At 34.4% G+C, this 1276-nt stretch carries 2 protein-coding genes; both read right to left on the reverse strand.

Features of this window, described 5'->3' with window-relative positions:
- Positions 1-148: 148 nt before the first annotated feature.
- Positions 149-295 carry a hypothetical protein gene (locus A6E03_RS20345; protein ID WP_017019179.1) on the reverse strand — a complete coding sequence of 49 codons (147 nt, stop codon included), beginning with the start codon at positions 293-295 and terminating at the stop codon, positions 149-151.
- Positions 296-539: 244 nt separating this feature from the next.
- Positions 540-1217, reverse strand: a complete 678-nt coding sequence (locus A6E03_RS18965) for an FRG domain-containing protein (RefSeq protein ID WP_065601521.1) — start codon at positions 1215-1217, stop codon at positions 540-542.
- Positions 1218-1276: the final 59 nt, after the last annotated feature.

Here is a 1276-nt window from a genome sequence, read left to right on the forward strand (position 1 = left end):
TAGCAAATCGTGTTGATGCATTTGTTATAACCATCTGATAATGTTACTGAAACCGTAACTGTTTACCTTCAACATTATAATCACTACCTTGATCATCTATTTCCAGCAAGTCATGCTCTTTGGCACCGATAGCTATCACTTATTCGCTTTATTTTTTCTTCGTAACAATAACGTAATTAATTAGAGTTAATCCAATGACAAAACACCAAAATTGTAAGCTAGGTAGCACCGTTGAAACAGATCCAACAAGTAAACCAGAACCAAGCCCAATTGCAATTTTTTGAAGAGTTGTCATTTTCAAAGTCCTTTTTTATTCAATGATTACTAAATAGCTACAATCTATAGTATGAAATCAATTCTACCTTAACCATCACTTAAACTATTAATATTTAAGTGTATTTGAGAACTATCTCACCTAGGTTATAACGCCTGCATAACACGTTTGCTACCATGCAGATTAAGCCTAAATTTACCACTTAACACGGTAAACCCAAAGAAACCTAGAATGCCGAATGTAGCAAATCGTGTTGATGCGATTGTTAGCCGCCTTTAAATGAAACATCGTCATGCTCAGTTATTTGCCAAATCATATTTTTTGATAGCGATTCTAAATCTTGATAAATAGTGTATTCATTAATGCACAATAAATGAAGTTCATCAAGAATCGAAGATTTAGACTCCTTAGGTATTTCATAAATATTAAAGCCTAAAAATGGCTTAGGATCTTTTTTAAGACAATGACTAATATCATGGTGAATTGTGAACAAACCTTGCTGAGAGGAAATACGCTCGATAAATGAACTAGCTCGATACATATCAACATTTTTAACTTCAAAAGGATCTAAATCGTTTTCGATTGAATCATGTCGACTACGTAACGCAAACACCTCTCCATCACTGTCATGATGAGAACTACAGCAAAAATACAAAGCAACCAATGGATTATACGACCAATCCAGCAATCTAGTCGGTAAACCGTTATGTTGAGCTAATGCTAACCACTCCAGTTTAGATGTTGGTTGTTTGTCTAGATGCTTTATAGCCGCTCGAGACCAAACATCTAACATATGGTTTTCATCATATTGTTCAAATTGTTCTCTAAACATTTTAGGCTTTAGATCCCATGACTCAACAGCTTGACCTCGATAAACCCAAGAAGAGTCATTTTTATACTGTGATACAATTTCAACATATTGACTTACATTTTCTATTTTCAATTATTACCCCTTAGTTCAACACAGCGGCTAACGCCTGCATAACACGTTTACTACTATGC

Source organism: Aliivibrio sp. 1S128, assembly GCF_001691065.1.
Taxonomy (GTDB): domain Bacteria; phylum Pseudomonadota; class Gammaproteobacteria; order Enterobacterales; family Vibrionaceae; genus Aliivibrio.

Excerpts from the sequence above, each read along its gene's own strand:
- A6E03_RS20345 (WP_017019179.1), bottom strand. The coding sequence starts at position 295 with ATGACAACTCTTCAAAAAATTGCAATTGGGCTTGGTTCTGGTTTACTT.